This is a genomic window from Vibrio sp. Vb1337, assembly GCF_033338715.1.
GTDB classification, from domain to species: Bacteria; Pseudomonadota; Gammaproteobacteria; order Enterobacterales; family Vibrionaceae; genus Vibrio; species Vibrio alginolyticus.
The window spans coordinates 141261-166385 of record NZ_JAWOTD010000008.1; the positions used below are offsets into that span (position 1 = coordinate 141261).

20 protein-coding genes and 1 pseudogene are annotated in these 25125 nt (G+C 45.6%); 7 read left to right on the forward strand and 14 right to left on the reverse strand.

The annotated features are described in order from the left end of the window. Positions 1-7: 7 nt before the first annotated feature. The 5 genes from R7E42_RS11345 to R7E42_RS11365 are packed head-to-tail and all read right to left on the reverse strand — an operon-like array spanning position 8 to position 5882. Positions 8-1147, reverse strand: coding sequence for an enoyl-CoA hydratase/isomerase family protein (locus tag R7E42_RS11345; RefSeq protein ID WP_318072672.1), 1140 nt, complete (start codon positions 1145-1147; stop codon positions 8-10). A gap of 8 nt (positions 1148-1155) precedes the next feature. Beyond that, positions 1156-1941 carry an enoyl-CoA hydratase gene (locus R7E42_RS11350; RefSeq protein WP_206952830.1) on the reverse strand — a complete coding sequence of 262 codons (786 nt, stop codon included), beginning with the start codon at positions 1939-1941 and terminating at the stop codon, positions 1156-1158. 38 nt (positions 1942-1979) lie between these two features. Then, positions 1980-3134: an acyl-CoA dehydrogenase family protein gene (locus tag R7E42_RS11355; RefSeq protein ID WP_213962395.1), complete on the reverse strand. Its 1155-nt coding sequence runs from the start codon at positions 3132-3134 to the stop codon at positions 1980-1982. 19 nt (positions 3135-3153) lie between these two features. Beyond that, positions 3154-4647, reverse strand: a complete 1494-nt coding sequence (locus R7E42_RS11360; RefSeq protein WP_213963840.1) for a CoA-acylating methylmalonate-semialdehyde dehydrogenase — start codon at positions 4645-4647, stop codon at positions 3154-3156. Positions 4648-4670: 23 nt separating this feature from the next. Next, the gene (locus tag R7E42_RS11365) at positions 4671-5882 is read right to left on the reverse strand and encodes an acetyl-CoA C-acyltransferase (protein WP_017821196.1); all 1212 of its coding nucleotides are present in this window, start codon (positions 5880-5882) and stop codon (positions 4671-4673) included. 275 nt (positions 5883-6157) lie between these two features. Here R7E42_RS11365 and R7E42_RS11370 point away from each other — a divergent pair, with 275 nt between their 5' ends. From R7E42_RS11370 to R7E42_RS11390, 5 genes are all read left to right on the forward strand, one after another. Continuing rightward, positions 6158-6532, forward strand: a complete 375-nt coding sequence (locus R7E42_RS11370; protein ID WP_017821195.1) for a MerR family transcriptional regulator — start codon at positions 6158-6160, stop codon at positions 6530-6532. 66 nt (positions 6533-6598) lie between these two features. After that, positions 6599-7768 carry an isovaleryl-CoA dehydrogenase gene (locus R7E42_RS11375; protein ID WP_318072673.1) on the forward strand — a complete coding sequence of 390 codons (1170 nt, stop codon included), beginning with the start codon at positions 6599-6601 and terminating at the stop codon, positions 7766-7768. Positions 7769-7793: 25 nt separating this feature from the next. Beyond that, on the forward strand, positions 7794-9398 hold the full coding sequence (locus tag R7E42_RS11380) for a carboxyl transferase domain-containing protein (RefSeq protein WP_318072674.1): 1605 nt from the start codon (positions 7794-7796) through the stop codon (positions 9396-9398). Between the two features lie 29 nt (positions 9399-9427). Continuing rightward, positions 9428-10267, forward strand: coding sequence for an enoyl-CoA hydratase-related protein (locus R7E42_RS11385; RefSeq protein ID WP_256902640.1), 840 nt, complete (start codon positions 9428-9430; stop codon positions 10265-10267). After that, on the forward strand, positions 10267-11175 hold the full coding sequence (locus R7E42_RS11390; RefSeq protein ID WP_318072675.1) for a hydroxymethylglutaryl-CoA lyase: 909 nt from the start codon (positions 10267-10269) through the stop codon (positions 11173-11175). Before R7E42_RS11385 ends, R7E42_RS11390 begins: the two co-directional genes overlap by 1 nt. Before the next feature lie 46 nt (positions 11176-11221). Here the strand turns inward: R7E42_RS11390 and R7E42_RS11395 are convergent, their stop codons facing one another. The 7 genes and pseudogenes from R7E42_RS11395 to R7E42_RS11420 all read right to left on the reverse strand — a co-directional run bounded on the left by R7E42_RS11395 (position 11222) and on the right by R7E42_RS11420 (position 18716). Then, on the reverse strand, positions 11222-12100 hold the full coding sequence (locus R7E42_RS11395; protein WP_005375761.1) for a DMT family transporter: 879 nt from the start codon (positions 12098-12100) through the stop codon (positions 11222-11224). A gap of 391 nt (positions 12101-12491) precedes the next feature. After that, positions 12492-13028, reverse strand: coding sequence for a methyl-accepting chemotaxis protein (locus tag R7E42_RS25935; protein WP_372036153.1), 537 nt, complete (start codon positions 13026-13028; stop codon positions 12492-12494). Further along, positions 13026-13805: pseudogene (locus tag R7E42_RS25940) on the reverse strand (PAS domain-containing protein); the annotation flags it as partial. The gene R7E42_RS25935 and the pseudogene R7E42_RS25940, both read right to left, overlap by 3 nt. Positions 13806-15025: 1220 nt before the next feature. Next, positions 15026-15940: a hypothetical protein gene (locus R7E42_RS11405; protein WP_005386210.1), complete on the reverse strand. Its 915-nt coding sequence runs from the start codon at positions 15938-15940 to the stop codon at positions 15026-15028. A gap of 349 nt (positions 15941-16289) precedes the next feature. Next, complete coding sequence (locus R7E42_RS11410) at positions 16290-16592, reverse strand: hypothetical protein (RefSeq protein WP_031781024.1); 303 nt, start codon at positions 16590-16592, stop codon at positions 16290-16292. A 205-nt stretch (positions 16593-16797) separates the two neighbouring features. Beyond that, a complete protein-coding gene (locus tag R7E42_RS11415) occupies positions 16798-17736 on the reverse strand; it encodes an alpha/beta hydrolase (protein ID WP_318072676.1) in 939 nt (312 codons plus the stop codon). A 65-nt stretch (positions 17737-17801) separates the two neighbouring features. After that, positions 17802-18716, reverse strand: a complete 915-nt coding sequence (locus tag R7E42_RS11420) for an alpha/beta hydrolase (RefSeq protein ID WP_318072677.1) — start codon at positions 18714-18716, stop codon at positions 17802-17804. Between the two features lie 128 nt (positions 18717-18844). Here R7E42_RS11420 and R7E42_RS11425 point away from each other — a divergent pair, with 128 nt between their 5' ends. Beyond that, complete coding sequence (locus R7E42_RS11425; protein ID WP_256913326.1) at positions 18845-19774, forward strand: LysR family transcriptional regulator; 930 nt, start codon at positions 18845-18847, stop codon at positions 19772-19774. 68 nt (positions 19775-19842) lie between these two features. Here R7E42_RS11425 and R7E42_RS11430 read toward each other — a convergent pair whose 3' ends face one another. Beyond that, positions 19843-21036, reverse strand: coding sequence for an acetate/propionate family kinase (locus tag R7E42_RS11430; RefSeq protein WP_318072678.1), 1194 nt, complete (start codon positions 21034-21036; stop codon positions 19843-19845). A 363-nt stretch (positions 21037-21399) separates the two neighbouring features. On the opposite strand from R7E42_RS11430, the gene R7E42_RS11435 reads away from it, so the two are divergent. Beyond that, positions 21400-22938 (forward strand): putative bifunctional diguanylate cyclase/phosphodiesterase, encoded by a 1539-nt coding sequence (locus R7E42_RS11435; RefSeq protein ID WP_031781023.1) that lies wholly within the window; start codon positions 21400-21402, stop codon positions 22936-22938. Between the two features lie 72 nt (positions 22939-23010). On the opposite strand, the gene R7E42_RS11440 is transcribed toward R7E42_RS11435, so the two are convergent. Then, on the reverse strand, positions 23011-24942 hold the full coding sequence (locus tag R7E42_RS11440) for a DEAD/DEAH box helicase (protein ID WP_005375680.1): 1932 nt from the start codon (positions 24940-24942) through the stop codon (positions 23011-23013). Positions 24943-25125: the final 183 nt, after the last annotated feature.

A 25125-nucleotide genomic window follows, 5' to 3' on the forward strand; every position in this document is an offset into this window, starting at 1 on the left:
ATTCTCCTTATTGACCTAGTGTTTGTTCACCCAAATTAGCAAGCGGATGCTCGTTATCTGACCAAAGCGAGGTAAACAAAGTATCGATAACATCTTCATCGACTTCACTGACACTGTTAAATATCCAGCTCGGCTCGCCATCCCGGTCAATGAGCCGAGAACGGACGCCCTCTTTAAACTCACCTAATAAGGCACTGCGAACCGACAAACTCAACTCTAAACGGAAGCAATCTGCAAGCGGTAAGCTGTGGTACTCTTTCACTTGTCTAAAGCAAATATGCGCGGTGATCGGACTGCCCGATGCGAACGTTTGTTTCGCGTTTTCTATCCACTGGCTATTCCCTTCGATAGTCATGATTCGCTGTGCTATCGCATTAAGATCAAAGCCTTTGCACGCTTCCTCTATCTGATCTAAGTATGGACAAATTTGCGTGGTTGGTTTGCTATCAATAACCTGTTCTTCCATTAATTTTAGTAGCGCAGTTACCAACTCTTTCGCATCTTCTTTGCCCCACTGGAGCCGCTTTAGCTCATCCAGTAAGGTGGGATACTGCTCTTCCAACAGTAACCAATCGGCCAAACCAATAGTGACAGCGTCACTTGAATTTACCATTGAACCTGTCAATCCGAGGAATAAGCCCACTTGCGGATCTATCTGGCTTAAAAACCACGTACCTCCCACATCAGGATACAGTCCGATATTGATTTCTGGCATAGCAAGGCGTGATGTTGTTGTCACAACGTTATGGCTGGTTCCCATAAAAAGCCCCATCCCACCGCCCATGACAATGCCTTCTCCCCAACCGATAATGGGTTTGTTGTAAGTGTGGATGAGATAGTCACACTCATACTCCAACGAGAAATAGTCCGTACAGAACTCTACGATTTTTTCTTTGCTCTCGTTATGCATGACATGATACATAGCTCGAACATCACCACCAGCACAGAATGCTTTTTCTCCAGCGCCAGTGAGTACCACACAAGTCACATGCGGATCGTCTTGCCACTTGACAAGCTGATCGTTAAGTTGGACTAACATGTCATACGTCAATGCATTCAATGAAGCGGTGTTGTCTAACGTTGCGATACCAATGCGGTGCACGCCATCTAAGCACTCTATTTCACTGATGGTTACCATCCCTGCCATGTGGCCTCCTATCGGTTTTTCCATTGCGGTGGGCGTTTTTCTAAAAAGGCGCGAACACCCTCAACTTGATCTTCCGTATCAAAAAGATTCAGAAACAACTCTCGCTCTTTCATTAAGCCGTGTTGAAGTGGCGCAGAGCGCATATTTTGAATGAGCGCCTTACATGCGGCGACAGAAGATGGCGACTGGTTCGAAACAGATTCAGCAAGCTCCAGCGCTTTACTTAAAGCTTCACCTTTGGGAACCAACTCCTCAGCCAAGCCTAGTTCTTTTGCTTTGTCAGCGCTGACTTGTTCTCCACATAAAATGATGCGCTTTGCCCAGCCTTCTCCTACTAACGCTGTGAGGTTTTGGGTACCGCCAGCGCAGGGCAAAAGTCCGACTTTGGCTTCAGGTAAAGCAAGTACCGCTTGCTCTTCAACTACTCGAATATCACAAGCTAATGCCACTTCTAACCCTCCGCCCATGGCGTAACCATTAATGGCGGCAATGGAAACACCACGGAATTCCGAGAGTGTTTCAAACGCTTCACCAAAGCATCGCGCCATGTCTAACGCAACCGCTTTGTCACCATCAGAAAATAGCTTGAGATCAGCACCAGCAGAGAAAAACTTGTCTCCACTGCCAGTTAAAACCAATGAATAGACCTGCTTATCATCGTTAAGTGTGAGTATCAGCGACTTCAGTGCCTTGAGGCTCTCTGCTGTCCACGTATTGGCTGGCGGGTTGTTCATTGTCACCACCGCAACGTGATTAGTGATCGTATGTTGAATGGCTGCTTGGGTTAATGGCATATCTGAATCCTTTCTCAATGAGCAAATCCAATACTTCGCTACAGCAAGGTCGATTCCTCAGAGAGCAAACGGCGCGCGATGATCAAGCGCATGATTTCGTTCGTTCCCTCCAGAATTTGATGCACACGCACATCTCTGAAATGACGCTCCATTGGATACTCTTTGATGTAGCCATAGCCGCCATAAAGCTGCAGCGCTTGGTCGCAAACCTGAAAGCCCACATCGGTTGCGAACCGTTTTGCCATCGCGCAATAAGCCGTGGCATCCGGGTCATTTCGGTCGAGTTTACTGGCGGCATAGCGCACCAACTGCCGCGCAGCCACTAGCTCTGTCGCCATGTCTGCCAATTTGAATTGTAAGGCTTGAAACTGCGCAAGCGGCTTGCCGAACTGCTTACGTTCTTGAATGTACCGTGCCGCCTGATTAAGGGCCTGTTGAGCCGTACCGACGGAGCAGGTCGCAATATTTATACGCCCTCCATCAAGCCCTTTCATCGCAAAGACAAAACCTTGCCCTTCTTCGCCCAGTAAATGGCTAGCTGGAATAACGACATTTTCAAAAGTAACCGCTCGTGTTGGTTGGCTGTTCCAACCCATTTTGGGTTCTTTGCGCCCATAGCTGATACCACCTGTTTGAGCAGGAACAACAAATGCAGACACGCCTTTGGCACCCGCTTCTCCGGTTCGCGCCATCACGACCAAAACATCTGTCTCTCCTGCGCCAGAGATAAAGGTTTTGCCACCATTCAACACGTAAGTATCACCTTTTTTGCTCGCGGTTGTGGTCAACGAAGCGGCATCCGATCCCGCATTAGGCTCGGTTAAGCAATAGGAGCCTAACCACTCCCCCGTAACTAATTTCGGACAGAACTGCGTTTTGGCTTCATCGGTAGCAAAACTGGCTATCATCCAACTCACCATATTGTGGATAGTCATGAAAGCGGTCGTCGACGTACAGCCCATTGAGAGTTGTTCAAAGATAATTGACGCATCCAAACGGCTTAACCCTAAGCCGTCATGTTCTTCTGGTGTGTAGAGACTGAGAAACCCCAGTTCCCCCGCCTCTCTCAATACGTCTTTGGGGAAAATCTGCTTTTCATCCCACTCCGCCGCCATCGGTGCTAAACGCTCATCGGCAAATTGTTGAGCGGTATCGGCAAATGCACGTTGATCTTCATTAAGTTCAAAGTCCATAAAAGCTCCTTTTATTCACTCAGCGCAGTTGGATGGTCAGATTGAGCCCCGTTGGAATATCGTCATCAAACCAACGCGCCGTCACCGTTTTGGTCTCGGTATAAAAACGCACTGCTTGTTTACCATACGCATGTAAATCACCATAGAAACTGCCTCTCCAACCAGTAAAGGAGAAAAATGGTAAAGGGACTGGAATTGGCACATTAATCCCCACTTGACCGACTTGAATGTCATGCTGATATTTTCTCGCAGCAGCGCCATTAGCGGTAAATATAGAAGTTCCGTTGCCGTAAGGGTTGCGATTCACCAACTCAATGGCCTCTTGCAACGTTTCGACTTCCATACAAACTAAAACAGGGCCAAATATCTCTTGCGTGTAAATCGACATGTTCGCTGTTACACCGCTAAACAAGGTTGGGCCAATCCAGTTTCCATCGGGAAAGCCGTCCACTTCACACTGACTGCCATCGAGTTCACACACTGCGCCTTGTTGTTTGCCATCTTCGATTAGGTCCAATACGCGTTGCTTGGCTTGCTCACTGATCAGTGGGCCATAAGCAGCCTGTTCATCATCCCAAGGCCCTGGGTGTACTTTCGCCATCGCCAGTTTCAGGTCTGCAATCCATTGTTTTGAATCGCCGACAAATACCGCAACAGAAATCGCCATACAGCGTTGCCCCGCAGCCCCAACGGAGGCTCCGATTAGGTTATTCACCACTTGATCTTTGTTTGCATCAGGCATGATCACCATGTGATTCTTTGCACCAGCAAAAGCTTGAACCCGTTTAAAATGTTTAGTCCCTGTGGTGTAGATATAACGGGCAACGGGAACCGAGCCAACAAATGACACCGCTCGAATATCAGGATGAGCCAGAAGAAAGTCGACTTGCTCTTTGCGGCCATGAACGATCTGCAACACTCCTTTCGGCGCGCCAGCTTGCTCAAATAGTTCAGCTAAACGAATAGAGGTCAACGGCACTTGTTCGGAGGGTTTAAGCACAAATGTATTGCCCGCAGCGATAGCGATTGGGAACATCCACAACGGAATCATGGCAGGAAAGTTAAATGGCGTAATGCCGCAACACACACCTAGGGGCTGAATCATTGAGTAACTATCAATATCCGTGGCAACGTTTTCGACGGTTTCGCCCATCATGTTGCTGGCAATGTTTGCCGCCTGCTCAACAACCTCTATGCCTCGCCACACATCGCCTTTAGCATCCGCTAAAATCTTACCCGTTTCATGAGAAAGCAGTGTGGCAAGCTCATCATGATGCTCTTTGAGCAAGTGCTGATAACGAAGCATAACTCGGGCACGCTCGGGTATCGCCACTTCTTTCCAAGATTGGAATGTCTCTTTCGCATTATCAATGGCGGCTTCCATCTCGTGCTCTGTGGAACATGGAACGTACGCAATGACATCATTAGTGGCGGGATTGGTTACCTCAACCCAATCCGATGTTTGAGATTCACGAAACTCGCCACCAATAAACAAGGGAACCAAACGAGTCATCATTTACTCCTTTCTGATTTCAATTAAAGCGGTATTTCAATGCCTATCGCCGTGGCTTCTCCACCGCCGATACAAAGTGATGCAACACCCCGCATCACTTTTTTGGCTTCGAGATCACCATTGGTGCCTAGCGCTTGTAGCTGACGCAAACTGTGAATCAATGTCACCAGAATTCGTGCGCCACTAGCCCCTATCGGATGCCCAAGTGCACAGGCTCCACCTTTAATATTTACTTTGCTTGTATCTAGTCCAAGTTCCGCCACCGCTATTTGTGTCACGACGGCAAAGGCTTCATTGATTTCCCACAGGTCCACTTCATAAATTGACCAATCTAGCTGGAACAGCAGTTGCTCAATTGCGTAGACGGGTGCCAAAGTAAATTCTGCAGGTTTTCTGGCATGTGTAGAGTGCGCCTTGATGATCGCAAGTGGTTTAAGCCCCTGATGACGCGCAGTGTCTTCATCCATAAGCACCAGAGCCGCCGCGCCATCTGAAATGGCACTCGAATTAGCAGCGGTCACCGTACCTTTTTCATCGAATGCAGGTTTGAGTTGAGGAATTTTACCAAGGTCAATCGAGCGAGGGTGCTCATCGTAGTCCAGCACCGCTTGTTCTGACTTGGTATTGAGTGAAACCGGCGAAAGTTCATCGGCAAACAAGCCTCGCTCTTGAGCTTCCAACGCACGCTTTGCCGACATCACGGCCCATTCATCCATTTGCTCTCTGGTGAACTTAAGCCTGTCAGCAACTTGCTGAGCATAAACACCCATTAAGTGCCCTTCGTAAGCATCTTGTAGCCCATCGAGAAACATGTGGTCATACGTAGACTGGTGCCCCATGCGCATTCCCTTTCTCGCCTCCCTCAGCAAATACGGCGCATTGGTCATACTTTCCATACCACCAGCAATGGCAGAGCGAATCGTTCCAGCTTTAATGAGATCGTGCGCTAACATGACGCTCTTCATGCCAGAGCCACACACTTTGTTAATGGTGGTGCACCCTACACCCAAAGGAAGATCGGCCCCCATAGATGCTTGCCTCGCAGGAGCTTGTCCACACCCTGCTGGAAGCACACATCCCATGAACACTTCATCCACCGAAGTCACATTCACTTCGTGCATTGCCGCCTTGATCGCCAGTGCGCCTAATTGAGGAGCAGAGTAAGTTTGCAACTTGCCTTGAAAGCGCCCAATTGGCGTTCTTTTCGCGCTGACAATCCAGATGTCTTTTCCCATGATTCGCATTCCCTTAAGGTATATGTGAACACTTGGCAGAATGATGACACCCTACATAGAATTACTCACCAAGCGCCACACCAGCCTTTATCGCCTTTTTCACTAACAAACTTTCATTCCGCGATTTCTTGACGTTTACGTAAGCATAGCACTAGCCTTTACAATGAGATGAAAAAACACACCAAGCAGGCGTTTATATTTCAAAGTTGATGTTCGACCTTCCCATTAAAGGTTCGATTTCCAGAAACTGGATTTTTATTCGAGGTAAGTATGTTATGGAAAAATACAAGATCAGTGACCTCGCCAAGGAGTTTGATATTACTACTCGCAGTATCCGGTTTTATGAAGACGTGGGTCTGATTGAACCAGAGCGAAAAGGCAATATGCGCGTTTATCAACGCAGGGATAGAATTCGCCTCAAACTGATTTTAAGAGGGAAACGACTCGGTTTTTCGTTGGCAGAAATTCGTGAACTTTTCGAGCTCTACGACATGCAACAAACCGAAGGACAGTTATTGAAAATGCTCAATATCATTGAAGAGAAACAAGCCGTCCTACAGCAACAACTCAACGACATCAGCGTCGTTATGGCAGAGTTGAATGCCGCTAAGGAGCGTTGTATTCAAACACTCAAAAGCAAGCAGACATAAACGCTATACTCAATTAGCAACACCGCTACAGGCTTTTCCACCTTACCTCTGATACCGGGAGACGTTATGAAAAGCACCTATACCCCACTCAATTTCGGACTTGGTGATACCATCGATATGCTCCGAGAACACGTTAATGCCTTTGCTACGGAACATATCGCGCCCATCGCCGCTGAGATAGACCGCGATAACCAGTTCCCGAATCATTTATGGCCTTTGTTGGGAGAAATGGGGTTGCTTGGTGTGACCGTCGATGCAGAGCTTGGTGGTGCAGGCATGGGATACCTCGCTCATGTTGTTGCCATGGAAGAAATCAGCCGTGCCTCTGCGTCTGTCGCTTTAAGCTACGGCGCTCATTCTAACCTGTGCGTCAACCAAATCTTTCGTAACGGCACGCCTTCTCAACGCGAAAAATACCTTCCAAAACTCATTGATGGTACGCACGTTGGCGCCCTAGCGATGAGCGAGCCCAATGCCGGTTCAGACGTGATAAGCATGCAACTGAAAGCGGAGAACAAGGGCGACCATTTTGTACTGAATGGCAACAAAATGTGGATAACAAACGGGCCCGATGCTGACGTAGTGGTGCTTTACGCTAAAACAGATGTCAGCGCAGGTTCACGTGGCATTACCGCATTCATTATTGAACGTAACTTCGCAGGTTTCACTCATGCTCAAAAGCTGGACAAGCTAGGCATGAGAGGCTCGAATACTTGCGAACTTGTATTTAACCATTGCGTAGTGCCAAAAGAGAATATTCTTGGCGAGTTGAATCAAGGCGTCGAGGTATTAATGAGTGGGCTGGATTACGAGCGCGTCGTCCTCGCTGCCGGACCACTCGGGATAATGCAAGCTTGCATGGACATTGTGGTCCCGTACGTACATGAACGAGAGCAGTTTGGAAAATCCATTGGCGAGTTTCAGTTAGTTCAGGGCAAGATCGCCGATATGTACTCTCGAATGAGTGCAGCAAAAGCGTATGTATATACCGTCGCAGCGGCTTGTGATCGAGGTAACGCAACACGCAAAGACGCCGCTGGCTCGATTTTGTACAGTGCAGAGCTCGCCACACAAATGGCACTCGATGCAATCCAGTTGCTCGGTGGGAATGGCTACATCAATGAATACCCTGCTGGGCGTTTGCTACGTGATGCAAAGCTTTATGAAATCGGCGCGGGTACCTCTGAGATTCGCCGCATGTTAATAGGCCGAGAGCTGTTCGAAGAATCTCGCTAACGGAACATACGACAAGGAAGTCATTATGGCCATTATCAAAAGTAAAACTAAGCCAACTGACGAGTTATTTCTTTCCAATAAAGCTGTTATGGAAACGTTGGTCACTCAACTTAATCAACACATCGAGACCATCAAACAGGGCGGCGGTGAAAAAGCCATTGAGCACCAGAGGCAAAAAGGAAAACTCCCCGCCCGAGAACGCATCGCGCGCTTGCTTGATGACAACACTGACTTTCTTGAAATCAGCCAGTTTGCCGCCTGGCAAGTGTATGACGAAGCGATCCCCTGCGCTGGTGTTATCGCCGGCATTGGTATCATAGAGGGGATTCAATGCATGGTCATCGCCAACGATGCTTCGGTAAAAGGCGGAACCTACTACCCACTCACGGTAAAAAAACACCTTAGAGCGCAAGAGATTGCGCAACGTTGCCAACTCCCCTGCGTGTACTTGGTGGACTCCGGTGGCGCAAATCTCCCTCATCAGTCCGACGTCTTCCCCGACAAAGAACACTTTGGTCGCATTTTCTTTAACCAAGCGAGAATGTCAGCGAAAAGCATCCCCCAAGTTGCTGTTGTGATGGGGCTTTGCACTGCTGGGGGCGCGTACGTTCCTGCCATGGCGGATGTGTCCATTATGGTTAAAGAGCAAGGCACCATTTTTTTGGCGGGGCCACCTTTGGTGAAAGCGGCCACTGGCGAAGTCGTGACGGGTGAAGAGCTCGGCGGTGCAGACGTGCATTGTCGAAAATCTGGTGTCGCAGATTATTACGCTGAAAATGATGAACATGCCCTAATGCTTGCGAGAGAAGCCATTGCCAATGCCAATAGAACAAGACCTGTTAAGCCAGAAAACACCGTACTTCCTCCCCGCTACGACGCAGAAGAAATCTACGGAATCGTGAATGCCAACTTACGACTGTCATTCGACGTTCGAGAAATTATTGCCCGCATCGTCGATGATTCTGATTTCGACGAATTCAAAGCCTTGTACGGCAGAACGCTAGTGTGTGGTTTCGCTCGTGTTCAAGGACACTTGATTGGCATTGTGGCAAACAACGGTATCTTGTTTTCTGAATCGGCACAAAAAGGCGCGCACTTTATTGAGCTGTGCGCCAAACGGAAAACACCGCTTCTTTTTCTCCAAAACATTACCGGCTTTATGGTCGGAAAAAAGGTTGAAGAAGAAGGCATCGCAAAACATGGCGCCAAGCTAGTGATGGCCGTCGCTTGTGCTGACGTGCCGAAGTTTACCGTGATCATCGGTGGATCGTACGGCGCTGGTAATTACGGCATGTGCGGCCGAGCGTATGATCCAACCATGATGTGGATGTGGCCGAACGCGCGTATTTCTGTGATGGGCGGAGAACAAGCAGCAGGCGTTTTAACACAAGTTCGAAAAGACGCGAAGGAACGTCAGGGGGAAGCGTGGTCAGAGCAAGAAGAGCACATTTTTAGAGAATCGATCATAGACTTGTATGAAACACAAGGACATCCCTATTTTGCGAGCGCTCGGCTATGGGATGACGGAATTATTGACCCTAAAAAAACGCGTCAGGTGTTGAGTCAAGCGTTAACGGCAGCATTAAATGCCCCCATTCCTGATAGCGAGTTTGGCGTCTTCAGAATGTAAACATCCAAAGATGAATTAAGGAAGTTAGTATGCAGGAAATGCAACCAAGCATTATTCCCAACGCCCAAAGGCAAGATGATGTTCTTTGGCATGTCGATGATAATGGCGTAGCGACCATTACCCTAAACAGAACAGCTAAACACAATGCTTTTGACGCTTGTACGATCGACTTGCTGATCCACCGCCTAGATTATCTCGCTTTACGAACGGATGTGCGGTGCTTGGTATTAAGAAGTAACGGCAAGCACTTTTCATCCGGGGCCGATTTGAATTGGATGCAGTCGATGGCCGACAGCACGATGCAAGATAACTTCGTTGATGCCCAAAACTTGGCAAGACTCATGGAAACATTAGATTCGTTCCCTCAACCCACCATCGCAGTTGTTCAAGGTTCCGCTTATGGTGGTGCTTTAGGGTTGATTTGTTGTAGTGATATCGCCATCGCAAGCCAAAGTGCCAACTTTTGCTTAAGTGAAGTTAGGCTTGGTTTAGTTCCAGCGACCATTGCGCCTTACGTCATGCGCGCGATGGGGAATAGACAAGCTAGACGCTATATCTTAAGTGGTGAAGTCATTTCAGCCGAAGATGCCGAACGGTTTGGTATTGTGCACGAAGTGAAAGAAGCCAAACAGCTTGAAAATGCGGTCGATAGCGTAATCAAGACGTTGCTACTTAATAGCCCAGATGCGATGCGTAAAGCGAAAACGCTTTGCCATCAATGTCATCAAAACCCCATCGATCAACAACTGATTCACTATACTAGCAAGCTCATTGCGGACATTAGAGTATCACCCCAAGGTCAAGATGGGCTGCACGCGTTTCTTGAAAAACGTAGCCCAAGTTGGGTCACCAAGTCACAGGACAAGTAATGCTACCTTCCAAAGTAAAGATTGTCGAAGTAGGTCCTAGAGATGGGTTGCAAAATGAATCTCCTGTTGCGACCCAGACTAAAATCCGGCTGATCAACTTACTCTCTGATACTGGGCTAACTCATATTGAGGCGGGCTCTTTTGTCTCACCCAAGTGGGTGCCACAAATGGCGGACTCAATAGAGGTCATGAAAGCAATAACACGGCGAAATCATGTTACCTACTCTGCCCTGACACCAAACCTAAAAGGCTTAGAACAAGCGTTGGAGGCTGACGCCAATCAGGTCGCGATTTTCACTTCACCCTCAGAAGGATTCTGCCAACACAATATCAATTGCTCGATTGCAGAAAGTTTAACTCGCTTCGAGCCTGTAATGCGATTAGCCACCAAACACAGCATCCCTGTTCGAGGTTATCTATCCTGCGTTGCAGATTGCCCTTACGACGGTCCAACAGCCCCTAAACAGGTGGCGAGCGTGACCAAATCGCTCATCGATTTAGGATGCTATGAAGTATCCCTAGGCGATACAATCGGCACAGGCACGCCAAGTCGAATTGCTGCTATGCTGGAAGCCGTCATGTTGGTTGCACCTCTTCCCCAGCTTGCTGTCCATTTCCACGACACATGGGGACAAGCTCTCACCAACATTTATCAGGCACTGAGTATGGGCATCAATACCATCGACAGTAGTGTAGCTGGGCTGGGTGGATGCCCATACGCTCATGGCGCATCAGGAAATGTCGCAACGGAGGATGTACTGTATTTATGCCAAGGGTTAGGAATAGAAACGGGGATCGACTTAGAGCTACTGGCTAAAGCTGGCTGGATGATCAGCGAAGAGCTGGGTCGGCAGCCTACATCAAAAGTGTCATTAGCATTGCGTAACCGCGTATTATCACTTTCGTAGAAGGCCATCCGGCACCTCAAATTCTCCCAACCCAAGTTAATTTGCTCTACTTTCGAGTAGGGAAGCGAAACCGCCCGCCAGTACGATAAATAATTAGAGAAAATAAGATAAGCACACAACCTACTAGTTTATTTGCCGTTAGCACTTCGCCATACCACAGCACGCTCAGAATAACCGTCCAAACTGGTTCTAATATCATAATTAGAGCAGCGTTACCTGCCTGAACAAATTTTTGCCCCATGGTTTGCATTACGTAACGCAAGCTCGTCGCTAATAAGGTACTCAACGCAAACCACCACCAAATAGAGGAGTCTACCTCTGCCGGGAAAGATTCCATAAAAAATGAAACCAACAAACCTAAACAACCTGCTGAAAAAAGTTGCACGCAAGTAAGCAGCAGCACAGGTAGTTTTTGAGAGTATTTGCTGTTCACATTAAAATGAAGCGCCAAAACCAGTGCTGCACCAAGAAACCACAATTGACTGGCCGATTGTTTCCAGCCACCAACTAAAGAAAGACAAGCAAGACCTAATACAGCGATAGGCAAAGAAAGCCAGAAAATTCGTTGTGGTCGTTGACGAAACATAACCCATGCAACAATCGGCACAAACAGCATGGAAAGGCTCATGATAAATGCGCCTTCCCCGAGAGTATCACTGATAGAAATAGCGTAAATCCATGTCATAACGGCACTGCCTAACAGGAGCCCGACACCACCAGCAGAAAGCACATCTTTTAAGTTTGCTTTCAGCAAAGGTCGGTAACATAGAGGCAGTAAGCAGAGCGAAGCGATAGTAAATCGCGCCCCAATAAAGCCAAAAGGTGGTAAACCCTGTATTGTTTCCTTAGAGAATATCCAGCCAAGTGCCGCGATCATCGTCGTCGCAACCAGAATAACCGTCGCTTTGCGTTCTGAGTTAAACATAAGTACTCACAAAATATGGAACACACAATAGCGCAGCAAGAGAGTTTTACTGCGCTATTGTGTAAATTTGAAAGGGGTTTGTGTCGAGCGAAAAAGTGAAAGCCCGATCCTCTCCTGTATTGTTGTCACGCAGATTGAAGTTCTGCTGCTAGATACATTAAATGCAGGCAAAGTCTTAAGGCAAGCCTTTTCGCATACTAAATTACTTTAGCATTCTATACAGCAAGCAAACTGGCTAAAACCGGTACCGGGTATCGAACTACCTCCCCTTCAAAACGCTTAACTTGACTGCGGCAGGAGTAGTATTGCGACTTCAGCGCTCCTCAATACAGGTTGAATAAGGCGAATTGCTTTTTACCCATCGCCCCTACAATGAAAACTTATTGATTAACTACAACGAGCGGTTAAATTGCTCCACGGCCTCTACAACACGGCTAGCGCCATCTTGTATTTCATTCATCACATTGCCTGCTTTTTCAGAGAGCTCTAGCGTATCTAGTGCTTCTTTTTGGCATTTAGCGATCAGCTTAACTGCGTTATCTGTTCGCTGTAGGTTTTCACTTACCATTGTGACAATTTCATCGGTGGTTGCATTGGTTCTTGTAGCAAGCTGTCTGACTTCATCAGCAACAACGGCAAAACCTCTACCATGCTCACCCGCACGAGCCGCTTCTATCGCCGCATTTAACGCCAATAAGTTAGTTTGGTCAGCGATACCACTGATGCTATTTACCAACTCGCTAATACGCGATGAGTGCGCTTTAAGCTCGTCAATCGCGGTGTTCGCTTGCTGCATTTGCTCGGAAAGTATCTGCATCTTTTCTAACGTTGAGCCTATAACCTCTTGCCCTTGCAGGGTTTGTGTTCCAGTTTCTTGGGAGATTTCGTTCGCCAATTGCGCAGCCTGGGCCATTTTCTGTTCCTGCATCACCTGCTGGGTAATATCTGTCGCGAACTTAACGACCTTGTAGAGCTCTCCTCTGTCGTTATGGATAGGGTTATATGAAGCCTCTAGCCACACCTCTTCACCATAACGGTTAACTCGTTTGAATCGCTCTGATGAAAATTGCCCTTTTGCTAAACGTTGCCAAAACTCACGGTAAGCTTGAGAGCTCGACTCTTCCTGATCACAAAACATGCGATGATGCTTCCCTAGAATCTGATCAAGCGTATAACCCATTGTGTTTAGGAAATTATCGTTGGCTTTTAAAACATGGCCATCTAATGTGAACTCAATCACCGCCATAGAACGACTTAATGCATTTAGCATGTCCTCTTGCTCACGGGATGATTTGATCGTTCGCGTAAGTTCAGAAGCAAAAACAAAAAAGCTTTCTACTTCTCTGCGCTCATTTAAAACAGGCTGGATAATCGTTCTTAACCAGGCTTCCTCACCATTACCTTTCTGTACTTGCAATGCCCCATTCCAGAACACTTTATCTTGGACGGCTTTCTTCATTCGATGAAAGTGGTCTGTATTGCGCGAATTTGACGGTACCAATTCAGTAATTGATTTCGTTAAGATCTCATCATCATGTAAGAAAAGTTCTTGCTGTAGTTTGGTATTTGCAGAAGTAATGAGGCCTTTACTATCCAATGTTAAGCGGATCATCTCTTCATCTAAACTGGTTTGGATTTGCTGCAGGATTTGCAACTCCTGCTTTAATCGTTGATTTTCTTGTTGAAGCGACTTATTAAAAAACATGACTTTCTCTCATTCGACCGACCTTCGGACTAGTCAAAGGTTTATTATTTGTATACCGAATAACCTGCAAGCGGCAAAATCGTTTGGTTGCATATTCAAACGCGATTTCTATTTCTCATCAAAGGACCCCGCTGGGAATACGGCGATTTTTTCTACAGTGTAACCTAAGCGCAGTATACTGAAATTTCTTCAGCGCCCAAGCTGTTTATATATTTATCAATATTAAAGCTCTTTATCGCCAGTTTGAGGTTTGTATTTGTGGATGTACTTATATGGAAAATTGGTGTGTTCAGATCAATAAGTCTTTCCATCAAAAAAGGGCTTTGACTTAGTTCCAATAATTTTTGCCGTTTTATCGCTGTTCCATCCGCCGTTTGAGCGATTATCCACTCCTTATTCGCTTGTATTTCTATTAACAACGCACGGAGGAACCAATAACAGCACACCGACCAACAAGCTTTTGGACATTTTTGAGTTAGTGATTTTGCTAAATTAGCGAAATACTGATTAGTTTATGTATGGATGGGCTTCAAATGCGTGGCCAAACTCCTTTGGCCACTACAAACTGTAGGATTAGTATTCCATTAACCAACCAAGGAGTGTTAGCTCCAAGAATGGTAAGAATGCTGAAAATTGGCTCGGACATTCGTGACGTGCACCACCCAGTGGACGTTAACGATATTGCCCCTATGAAGATGCCTCTGCGCTATGTGACGAAGTATTGGCAGTGATTACCAAGCTTCCTCAAAAAGTAAACGGCTATTGACTTTCATTGGTCACCAGTTCGCTAGTGGCCATCTTCACTAAACCTTTAATCGCAAGTCTCGGGGGGAAGAACATAAGTTTTGCTTGAGAACTTCAATGCAAGCTCCCGTTCAGATACACATTCAATATAGCCTTTCTCATTAAGCTCTTGCTTTGTTGATACATTCGTATGCCAACCATATGCAAAGGAAGCCAAGAATAAGCAGCTTAGAACTAACACAACCACTTTAGGTAACCATCTTAAGCATCGGCCAGTAATGAATACTATCAATGACAATAACGATGCAGTGATCATTGCGTAGCTAAGAGCCAGTAATGACGCGTCATTTAGTGGGCTGTATATCTTGACCACATTTGGGAGACTTTCTGAGTCGTAAAGGCCATTGGTAGAGAAAGGGACTATGAGCAATGATGATGCTATGCATGCCGCCAAAAATAGTCCAGAGCGAAAACGATTAATTTTCATCAATCAACCTCTCAATTTCTTTTTTCATTGGTTCGGTGAACTTGTATTGGTCATCAATAGCCGAAACAACTTTACCAATACCGAAAGCAGTAAGCACAAAGAAACCCAACAATAACGCTGTTGGTGGCGCTGCAAACGCTGCGGTAACTCCAACTCTAAGCCCTATCGTTATGCCTTGAGCAATCACACCAGCAACCACACTTTTTGATACATCCGATGTAAACTGTCCTACTACCTCACCTAGCGTTTTTTCATCGTGCAATATGTAATCAACTGCATTAACCGCACCACTGAACACAAGTTCTACATAGATATTGCTGCTCAAGAAACTGACATTGCCTCGAACGGTGTTTAGGGCGTGGCCAATTTTAAGCATTTTAGGCGTTGCTTCCTGCCAACGGACACCTAAATCTAAATATCGAGGCTTGTAGTTCTCAACCACAATGTTCATTACACCATTGATATTGACGGCTTTGGCGGTTGCCCCAAATCCACCGAGATCTTTGGCCACGTCATAAGCGTCTTTAAGTCCCTTGCTAACGCCAGTGTAGTCCTTACCTATAGTGAGCTGTCCGTGCGTGTCTTTAATGAGCAAATCCAAATACTCGTTGGCTTCTTCAACGGTTAGTACGGCAATACTGACGTTCTCTTGTTGAGAGGTGTCCCATTGATATTCTTTAGCTTGCTTTTGTAAATCATCGTCCCATTCTTTTTCTGTTAAGCCATAAGCTTGTTGGGCAGCTTTGCGTTCAGCAAGAACGCGCTCTCTATTTTCAGCCCATCGTTTCTCATCGCTCGCGGTATATCTCAGCTCTTCCTGACGTTCTAGGCGTTGACGTACTGTACGTTCTCTTGTGGTTTTTTGTCTTTCTACTGGAGCTACAGGAGCGGATTCATATCTCATGGGGTTTAGTTTTACTAGTAAATGAAAAAGGATAATAACAATATTTTCAGTGCTTTATCATCCCCCAACAAGATACCTCGAGGAATTAACTGGTTAAATAGGCAAATTGCCAAGTCAAACAAGCATAGTGAAGGGGCAAGTTATGTTGGTTTGTATTCTATCGGATAACTTTTTGTAGGGTAAAACGCAAGCACCAAATTTTGTAGAGTATTTATTCCAGCTTATTTTGGGGCAAAGATAAGTTTGGCAGAGAAAGCCCAAGCTTAGTCTTCAGGCTTTATATCAAAACTCATAAAATGAAGCTTTGGATGCCTAAAACAACCCTAACTCACTTCAATTGCTGCCCGCACTAACACTTTTGTTTTGTATCGTAACTGATTTGCTTACTGACGTTCTTTAGTTGCACTCCTACCTTATTAAAGGCCTTTTGAATAGTTGTGGAAACATGCTGGCGGCCCTCTCCTTCAAAAAAGTTAGCTCGATCTTGCTTCGTTTCGAAGACGCAGACTATTTCTAAGCTTTGTGGAAAAGAAGAGAATTTGACGGTATGAGTCACCCAAAGAAAGCCATCGTAGCCTTTTAGCGTATCTTCACAAACTTCGGTCAACACTTCTCTAATTAGATTCTCGACCTTCTTATCTGATTTGCGCATAAATTAAACTTCATTCCTATCTAAAGCCTTTAATTAGGTTTCAGTGTACATTGTCTTAAACAGTATTTGGCAGTGGTATTTAGCCAAGAGCCTGTAGATGAGGTTATTCGCACGAAGATTTACCGACCTACTCGCTTCGAACTACATCTTACGCTGTTAAAAATAAGCGCTTTGCAACTCTACAAAACGCTTCTAACTTATTAGATTATTTTAAGTGTGTTTCAAGGAATGCAGAAACCTTGTCCATTGCAATGCCGACTGCTTCTGGATGGTCATACAGTTCATAGTGAGACCAGTTTCCCAAATTAACCAGCTGTCGGTCTTTTGATTGAACAGAGCGGCCATAAATTTCCTGCCCATCACGATAAGCACCAAACGCCCCGACTTTTTGCCCTACCACGGCCATAACAGGCTGAGTCAATAACGTTTCGGCAAATGCAAAGGCATCCCAGCTCAGTGTTTTCTGTGCATGTGAAAACAGCATACGAGTTGCACCACCTTCGGTTTGTCCACGTGATGTTTTGTAGTATTCAGTAGCTTCGAACACGTCTCGTTCTGTTAATCCATTTTCTTTTGCAAATTCAATATTTGGAGGAAGAAGTTCATCGATTTTCAGCTCTGAGCCGCGAGCTTCGGCTGTTCTCTGTGCAGCCATAGCTTCAAGATTGGCGATAGGGTCGTACATACTAAAGCCTTCACGGAACAAGCGACCTAAGTTAACAGGCGTAATACCTACGACAGCTTTCAAGCGCTTTTCGGTTAGGGCTGAATTGATCATGTAACCACCACCGCCGCAGATACCGAGTCCACCAATTCTATTCTCATCGACATAAGGTAAAGTCACTGCATAGTCGATAACGCGACTGATATCTTCAACACGTTGACTTGGGTCTTCTACGTAGCGAGGCAATCCCCCCGATTCTCCTTGGAAGCTCGCGTCAAATGCGATCACGACGTAACCTAACTCAGCAAGGGCTTTACCATAGACAGCGCTGGATGTTTGTTCTTTACAACTACCAAAAGGATGAACACTTATCATTGTTGGGTAGCGTTTCGATTCATTGAAGCCTTCTGGAAATAAAATTAATGCAGACATATCCCAAGCCATATCAGCATTTCTAAAAGTGATTTTTTGCGTGTTCATAACCCATACCTTGAGAGTAAAAAGCCTTGAAAGGCTCAAAGCAATCGAGCCTTTCATCGGGAATATTAAAGAGTGCGTTGAAAGAAAGATGCGAGTTGAGATACTGCGTCATCGACGTATTCTGCAACATCATAAAGCGACATATGGTTCGCACCTTCAATCACATATAGTGATTTATCTGTACTCGCTGCACGCTCTATCAAGTCATCACTCATCCATTTGCTGCCTGCGTCACGACCAACGACTGCAAGAATTGGCTGAGTTAGGAATGCTTCCGCTTTGTGGTACGCATCGTAAGTAATGATCTGGTTTAAGTTACGAGTTAGAGCAAAACCCGGCGCATTTGGATGTTCACAACGTGGTGTGTGGTAATACTCCCAAGCTTCGCGTAGCTCTGCATTTGAGGCATCTTCTTCACGCATCGGAGCTAAAGGAATAGTCGCGAATTCTGTACCATTCGTGTCGGTTGTGCGAGCATTCGAACCAAATTCTAAGTAACCAACAGCGTCAGCATCGTTAACCGAATTATCCCAACCATTACGGAACATTTGGCCAATGTTTACGGCACTAACCATACCCAGTGCTTTGATTCGACGATCATTGATCGCTGCATTTGCACTATAGCCCGCACCAGCACAAATCCCCATTGCGCCAATTTTATCGTTATCGACGTACTCTAACGTTGTCAGATAGTCGACGACTGCGCTCACGTCTTCAGTACTCGTGTAAGGGTTTTCCATTTGGCGAGGCTCACCTGTACTTTCACCTTGATACGAACGGTCAAACGCAATGGTAATTATGCCGCTTTTTGCAAGTTTACTCGCATATAGGCCTGCGGTTTGCTCTTTTACGCCACCACCTGGGTGTGAAACAACAACCGCCGCATATTGTTTACTTGCATCAAAATCTGTAGGGAAGTTGATAACCGCTGAAATCTCAATACCTTGACCATTGAGATTTTTGAAAGTGACTTTAGACATAGCGACATTCTCCATTAGAGGTTAACTGTTCATCTCAGGCTGACCTAAGCTTTGATGTAATATTAGTCAACACACTGTTTCGGATAAATATCGTTTTATCTACATGACTGTTTAGTTATACTTAACAAATGAGAATAGAACCTTCTTTAATTTCATCACTGACGTGGTTTGCACATATTGCTCGCCATCGCAGTTTCACTAAAGCAGCCTTAGAAATGGGGGTAACCCGTGCTGCCTTATCACAACACCTAAAAGCGTTAGAACAACAGCTACAAGTTCGGTTAATTAATCGAACCACCAGAAGTATGTCGCTGACGGAAGAAGGCCAACGTCTGCTTGATATTTTGCAACCTTCATTGGTGAACATTGAGCAGGTAGTTAACGAATTGAACGACTCTCATCTTGAGCCTTCGGGATTAATCCGTATCAGTGTATCAAGAACCGCTGCTCGGCTGCTTATTGAGCCCTATCTAGGTGAGTTCCTCTCTCGTTATCCTAAAATACGCCTAGAGCTAATCATGGATGATGGGTTTTCTAACATCGTCGCAGAAGGCGTTGACGCTGGCATTCGCTTAGGATTAAGCTTAGATGAACATATGGTTGCGGTCCCTATTACTCCGCCGTTAACAACGGCAATAGTGGGCTCTCCTGAATACTTTAGGCAAAATGGACTACCTCAAACTCCTGAGGATTTAGAAGGTCACAATTGCCTTGCTTATCGTTTTACCTCTAGCGGAACAATTGATCATTGGTCGCTAACCTCTCCAGATGTTGCAAAGCGCACCCTCGTTTTCGAGCCTAAAGGCAATGCTATTTTTAATGATGACTATAGTATGTTACAAGCTGCAATACAGGGTGTGGGTTTAGTGAAGCATATTGATTTATGGGTGGAAAAGCACATAGATGAGGGAAGATTGACCCGAGTTCTGACACCTTGGTGCAAAGAGTTTCCAGGGTTTTATTTATATATGCCTTCACGAGAGCATATGCCGAAAAAAATCCGCGTCTTGATGGATTTTTTAATCGAAAAGCGCGAAGCTCTGAAACTCAAAGAGTAATTACCAAATTGCTTTAAATAAAAAAGCGAGCACGAGGCTCGCTTTTAACTTTCTGTTTTCGTTATATATTACAATAGCTCAACCGATTGTTTAGCTATCACAAATTCCTCGTTAGTAGGAATAACAAGAGCTTTGGCGCCTAACAACTCAGATGTTGCAATAACACCTGCGTTACCAAATCTTGCATCTTCGTTACCTTTCTCATCTTCAACAAAACCTAACAGTTTTAGGTTTTTCAAGATTTCACGACGAATTGGTAGTGAGTTTTCACCAATACCACCAGTGAAGATGATGCCGTCTAATGAATCCAGAGCCGCTAGGTAGGAAGTAATGTATTTCGCAACGCGGTAAGTGAAGATCTCAAATGCCAACTTCGCACGTGAATTCCCCGCTTCCATTGCTTCTAGTACGCCACGAGCATCACTTGTCACACCAGATACACCTAAGAAACCTGACTTCTTGTTCATCATCTCGAACACTTCGTCTTTTTCCCAGCCTTTACGGAAAAGGAACTCGATAACACTTGGGTCTAGGTCACCACAGCGAGTGCCCATCATTAGGCCAGCTAACGGCGTCAAACCCATACTTGTATCAACACATTCGCCATTTTTAACCGCACTCACTGATGCACCGTTACCTAAGTGCACAGTGATAAAGCTGCTTTCTTCAACCAGCTTATCTAGCATTTTCGCTGCTTCACGGCTTACGTAGTAGTGGCTTGTGCCGTGAGCACCGTAACGACGCACTTTATGCTCTTCGTAAAGCTCGTAAGGAAGTGCGTACATAAAGGCTTTGGCTGGCATTGTTTGGTGGAAAGCAGTGTCAAATACAGCAAATTGAGGCAGTGAAGGGAACGCCGCCATTGCCGCTCTCATGCCTTCAGCGTTCGCTTTGTTATGAAGTGGTGCAAGTTCAGCAAGGCGCTCTACTTCTTGAATAACTGTTTCATCAACTTTCACAGTTCCTTTAAAGGTTTCACCGCCTGCGACAATGCGATGACCCACAGCGACAAATTTTGAGCTCAAACCTAGAGTTTCGAGTAGTTTTACCACTCGCTCAACAGCGTACTGATGATGGTTACCGCCAGCTGGAATTGCTTCAACGGTTTTTTCTCCCTGATATTTCCAACTGATTTCAGCTTCAGGTAGGCCAAAACACTCACCAATACCTGATACCAAAGCTTCACCGGTTTCAGAATCAATAACAGCAAATTTTAATGAAGAGCTACCAGAGTTGATCACCAGTACAAACGAATTAGACATGAAATAGTTATCCTGTTGTAGAGCAGAGGTTGTAATAGCGCTTGTGCGCTGCGTACTTCTTGTTTGCCCCTCTATTATTCAATAATTTTTTAATCTTTCAACAATCTTTTAGTAAAAGCGATTTGATTGAACAAATTTTGTTGATCTGTAGCAAGTTTTGATTTTATTTGAAGGCTAAAAAATATCACTTGTTAAACATAATTTATGAATAGGTCAATTTGTACAAAGTCAGATATATAAGCTACGTTGTTTATTGGGTGAACAAAAATAACAAACCAATCAATAAATCGGGGTAATAATGTGCCCACTATTGCATTTCTATTAGTGATCTTAGGTTTGATTTTGCTCTGCTGGGGATGGCAGATGACAAAAAACATCTGCTCGAAAACTGACGTAACCGGGTGGACTTTCCTATTATTGTTAATCAGCTGTTTCATTTTTGCTTATGCCGTTTTTTTGCACGCTATCATGCAAAAACCTATTGCTTCTCTCTTAGAAACGGGGGTTTCTCTTATACTTTTTGGCGGCAGTATCTTTGTCGTGCTGGTGATTAAGTGGAGCAACGATTCAATATTAGAGCTTCATACCGTTGCTGAAAGAGAGAAGCGCAATGCCGTCCATGACGCTCTTACTGGGCTCCCTAATCGTAAATACTGCTTTGAGTCTATCGAAGGCAGAATACAATCTAGAGACCCATTCTCGGTGATCCTTTTTGACGTGGTTAATTTTAAACAAGTCAACGATGCAATGGGTCACTTTTGTGGAGACCAGTTACTTATTCAAATTGGTCAACGCCTTCAGGGGAAACTGAAAGGCAATGACCAGATATTCCGCGTTGGTGGTGATGAATTTGTCATCCTGACATCTTCTGCATGCGAGGAAACGGGTAAAAAACTCATAGAAGAACTAGATTCTGCAATGTCTGAACGCTTTCATTTAGATGAGTTTCAAGTTTCCTGCCGCGTTGTTTTTGGTATAAGCACCTACCCATATGACGCCCTAACCAATGACCTTTTGATCAAGCACGCAGATATCGCTATGTATCACGCCAAGCGTAATGGCAATCTTTTTGCGTTTTATAATGAAGATATGAACGTCGGGGCTAAGTACCAACTTGAGATATCTTCTCGTATTCAATGTGCGCTTGAAAAAGAGGAGTTTCAGTTGTATTACCAACCGTTGATTGATGCACACACTAACTTAGCTGTCGGTTTTGAAGCAGTGATTCGTTGGCATGACGAAAATGGTAAAACGATCTCACCCAACGACTTCATTCCTATCGCAGAGCGTAGCAATCAGGTGCACAACATTACCATGTGGGTTCTTAACCAAGTAGAAAGGGATCTGCAAACATTTATAGAGAAAGGCATTAAGCTTCCTGTCCACGTAAACTTATCAGCGAAAGATCTCTCATCTAACTTGCTGTTTAATCGCTTAGAAACTTTGCTCAAAGTAAACCCGCAATTCGCTGACCTAATAAGTTTAGAGATCACTGAAACGATGGCGATCGATAGGGTCGTTGAGCTCAACCCCTTAATTCATCAAATTAAAGGATTAGGTATAAAGATCAGCTTGGATGATTTTGGCACTGGGTATTCATCTTTGTCACTGTTAAGAGATCTTCCGGTTGATCAAATTAAAATCGACCGCTCATTTCTTTCCACAGCAAGCCGCACAGAAGGCTCCCGCTCTATCGTTGAGAACACGATTGCGCTAGCACATGGATTAGGGTATTCGGTCGTAGCAGAAGGCGTTCAAGACATGGACACACTGCATTTTTTGAGAAGTCGAGGCTGTGACATCATTCAGGGTTACTTGTTCTGTCCTGCCCTGCCCTTAGACGAAGTAATAAGTTGGGTAAACAAACACGATGAAAAGCAAAACCGTATTAGACGCGCATAAAAAAGCCGAGCGCTTTGCTCGGCTTTCAATTCTTTGTGTAGCAACTTAAACCGTCGCTTTAATCACTCGTGATTATGCGTCTGTACGACGGCCACGACCGTGACCACGTTCACCACGATGTGCACCACGGTGATCACCACCACGGTTGCGATCGAAACGACGTTCGCCACCTTCGCGATTGCCATCGCGGTTGCCGTCACGGTTACCGCGGAAGCCACCTTCGCGACGACCGCCTTCACGACGATCACCACCACGATTGCCGCCTTCGCGGTTGCCACGGTAACCACCGCCATCACGACGACCACCATCGCGACGACCACCGTCACGGCGACCACCACGAGACTCGCGGAAATCATCGAAGTCACATACTACAGCACCAACATCTTGTTGACGGATACGTAGTTTGCTTAGCTTGTTCGCCGCGTCTGAAGTCATTGCTTTAGGTAGCTGTACGAATGTGTGACCTTGAGCTAGTTTGATCGCACCGATAGAACCTTTACCTAGACCTAGTTCGTTTGCTAGAGCGCCAACGATGTCTTTAACTTGAACGCCTTGCTCACGACCAACTTGAAGCTGGTAAGTATCCCAGTCTTGGTTGTTGAAGTTACGACCGCCATCGCGACCACCTTCACGGCGCTCTTTACGACGTTGCTTGTCACGCTCAATTGCTTCAACCATTGGGTCTTCGCCAATGTAGAACAGAGGACGTTTGCCTTGCTGACGCTTAAGAAGCATAGCAGCAAGTGTTGCTGGGTCGATGTCTAGAGAAGTTTGTAGTTTCTCTACCAACTCAGCAAATTTGTCTAGTGCTTTGTGCTCTTTCTCTGCTTCAAGCTCAGCGCCTAGCTTAGCTAGACGAGCTTCAGCAACTTGGTCACGTAGAGGAAGTTGGATTTCTTCCATAGATGACTTAGTTACACGCTCGATAGTGCGAAGCATACGAATTTGGTTAGTGCGAACTAGAAGGATCGCTTTACCCTTACGTCCAGCACGGCCAGTACGACCGATACGGTGGATGTATGACTCAACATCAAATGGGATGTCGTAGTTGAATACGTGCGTAATACGTGGAACGTCAAGACCACGAGCTACAACATCAGTTGCAACTAGGATGTCAATAACACCTTGTTTGATGTGATCAACAGTACGTTCACGTAGAGACTGAGGAATGTCACCGTGCAGTGCAGCTGCTTTGAAGCCACGTGCAGATAGCCAGTCAGCCAGACGCTCAGTATCTTGACGAGTACGTACGAATACGATTGACGCGTCAGTTTCTTCAGTTTCAAGAAGACGAGACATCGCTTCATCTTTCTCTACACCTTTCACTACCCAGAACTGTTGTTGAACTTTGTCTACAGTGTGGTTTTTACCAGCAACGTCAACCGTTACAGGGTCACGAAGGAAACGTTCAACGATCTTCTTCAGCATTGGAGGCATAGTTGCAGAAAACAGAACGCGTTGTGCTGACTCTGGAGCGTGCTCCATGATCGCAGTTACGTCATCTACGAAACCCATGTTTAGCATTTCGTCTGCTTCATCAAGAACGAAAGTACTAACTTCGTCTAGGTGTAGACGTTCGCGATTGATAAGATCTTGAACACGGCCTGGAGTACCGACAACTACATGAGCGCCACTTTTAAGAGCACGCATTTGGTCGACAATAGATGCGCCACCGTAAATCTCTAGAACTTTCAAACCTTTGATATTTTTACCAAGGTTTTTCATTTCCGCTGCAACCTGAATTGCCAGCTCACGAGTCGGAGCAAGTACAATCGCTTGCGGTTTGCGTTGGTTTAGATCGAGTTTGTTGAGAAGAGGCAGAGAGAACGCTGCTGTTTTACCTGTACCTGTTTGAGCTTTACCCAGCGCGTCAGCACCTTCCAATAGGTGTGGGATTGCCGCAGCCTGAATTGGAGTTGGTGACACGAAACCCATTCCGTCTAGAGCAGAAAGGATAGAATCATTCAGAGATAAATCACTGAATTGAATAACAGAATCTTGCATTGGGATCCTACTTAATTAAACAAAAAAACAGTCCCATATGCTCTTCCAATTCGATACTGATCCATCCAGATACTGATTCCATTCAGACGGGAACACAGCACAGTACACAACCGCGATAAGCCATTAGGGACGACTAAGGGAGGCGGATTATTCCTTAAAAGCATAAAAAAATCCAGAAAAAAT

Bases quoted from the DNA above. Each gene is read 5' to 3' on its own strand.
- R7E42_RS11345 (WP_318072672.1), bottom strand. From the start codon at position 1,147: ATGGCAGGGATGGTAACCATCAGTGAAATAGAGTGCTTAGATGGCGTG.
- R7E42_RS11350 (WP_206952830.1), bottom strand. From the start codon at position 1,941: ATGCCATTAACCCAAGCAGCCATTCAACATACGATCACTAATCACGTT.
- R7E42_RS11355 (WP_213962395.1), bottom strand. From the start codon at position 3,134: ATGGACTTTGAACTTAATGAAGATCAACGTGCATTTGCCGATACCGCT.
- R7E42_RS11360 (WP_213963840.1), bottom strand. From the start codon at position 4,647: ATGACTCGTTTGGTTCCCTTGTTTATTGGTGGCGAGTTTCGTGAATCT.
- R7E42_RS11365 (WP_017821196.1), bottom strand. From the start codon at position 5,882: ATGGGAAAAGACATCTGGATTGTCAGCGCGAAAAGAACGCCAATTGGG.
- R7E42_RS11370 (WP_017821195.1), top strand. From the start codon at position 6,158: ATGGAAAAATACAAGATCAGTGACCTCGCCAAGGAGTTTGATATTACT.
- R7E42_RS11375 (WP_318072673.1), top strand. From the start codon at position 6,599: ATGAAAAGCACCTATACCCCACTCAATTTCGGACTTGGTGATACCATC.
- R7E42_RS11380 (WP_318072674.1), top strand. From the start codon at position 7,794: ATGGCCATTATCAAAAGTAAAACTAAGCCAACTGACGAGTTATTTCTT.
- R7E42_RS11385 (WP_256902640.1), top strand. From the start codon at position 9,428: ATGCAGGAAATGCAACCAAGCATTATTCCCAACGCCCAAAGGCAAGAT.
- R7E42_RS11390 (WP_318072675.1), top strand. From the start codon at position 10,267: ATGCTACCTTCCAAAGTAAAGATTGTCGAAGTAGGTCCTAGAGATGGG.
- R7E42_RS11395 (WP_005375761.1), bottom strand. From the start codon at position 12,100: ATGTTTAACTCAGAACGCAAAGCGACGGTTATTCTGGTTGCGACGACG.
- R7E42_RS25935 (WP_372036153.1), bottom strand. From the start codon at position 13,028: ATGCAGGAACAGAAAATGGCCCAGGCTGCGCAATTGGCGAACGAAATC.
- R7E42_RS11405 (WP_005386210.1), bottom strand. From the start codon at position 15,940: ATGAGATATGAATCCGCTCCTGTAGCTCCAGTAGAAAGACAAAAAACC.
- R7E42_RS11410 (WP_031781024.1), bottom strand. From the start codon at position 16,592: ATGCGCAAATCAGATAAGAAGGTCGAGAATCTAATTAGAGAAGTGTTG.
- R7E42_RS11415 (WP_318072676.1), bottom strand. From the start codon at position 17,736: ATGAACACGCAAAAAATCACTTTTAGAAATGCTGATATGGCTTGGGAT.
- R7E42_RS11420 (WP_318072677.1), bottom strand. From the start codon at position 18,716: ATGTCTAAAGTCACTTTCAAAAATCTCAATGGTCAAGGTATTGAGATT.
- R7E42_RS11425 (WP_256913326.1), top strand. From the start codon at position 18,845: ATGAGAATAGAACCTTCTTTAATTTCATCACTGACGTGGTTTGCACAT.
- R7E42_RS11430 (WP_318072678.1), bottom strand. From the start codon at position 21,036: ATGTCTAATTCGTTTGTACTGGTGATCAACTCTGGTAGCTCTTCATTA.
- R7E42_RS11435 (WP_031781023.1), top strand. From the start codon at position 21,400: ATGACAAAAAACATCTGCTCGAAAACTGACGTAACCGGGTGGACTTTC.
- R7E42_RS11440 (WP_005375680.1), bottom strand. From the start codon at position 24,942: ATGCAAGATTCTGTTATTCAATTCAGTGATTTATCTCTGAATGATTCT.